1 protein-coding gene is annotated in these 574 nt (G+C 57.3%); it reads left to right on the top strand.

Annotated features, from left to right (window positions below):
• A partial coding sequence (locus K0039_RS24600; protein WP_438948078.1) for a Rop family plasmid primer RNA-binding protein occupies positions 1 to 305 on the top strand: 305 nt, incomplete at its 5' end.
• Between the last annotated feature and the right edge of the window lie 269 nt (positions 306 to 574).

Raw genomic sequence — 574 nt, 5'->3', positions numbered from 1 at the left:
CCAGCAGCCGCGCATGTTCCTCATCCGTGACCCGTATCGTGAGCATCCTTTCGCGTTTCACCGGTATCATTAAAAACCTCCGACAGACTCCCCACACATGGAGAAACAGAACTGTGACTAAACAGGAAAAAACCGCCCTTAACATGGCCCGCTTCATCAGAAGCCAGACGCTGACCCTGCTGGAAAAACTGAATGAACTGGACGCCGACGACCAGGCTGACATCTGCGAAGCGCTTCACGACCACGCTGACGAGCTTTACCGCAGCTGCCTCGCACGCTTCGGGGATGACGGTGAAAACCTCTGACACATGCAGCTCCCGGAGACGGTCACAGCTGGCCTGTGAGCGGATGCCGGGAGCAGACAAGCCCGTCAGAGCGCGTCAGCGGGTTTTAGCGGGTGTCGGGGCGCAGCCATGACCCAGTCACGTAGCGATAGCGGAGTGTATACTGGCTTAATCATGCGGCATCAGGGCGCATTGTATGAAAAGTGCACCATGCCGGGTGTGAAATGCCGCACAGATGCGTAAGGAGAAAATGCCGCTTCCGGTGCTCTTCCGCTTCCTCGCTCACTGAC

The sequence above is a fragment of the Terrisporobacter mayombei genome, from assembly GCF_020748465.1.
GTDB classification, from domain to species: domain Bacteria; phylum Bacillota; class Clostridia; order Peptostreptococcales; family Peptostreptococcaceae; genus Terrisporobacter; species Terrisporobacter mayombei.
Note: the sequence above shows the minus strand (reverse complement) of the source record. Positions and strands in the feature narration are given on the sequence as shown.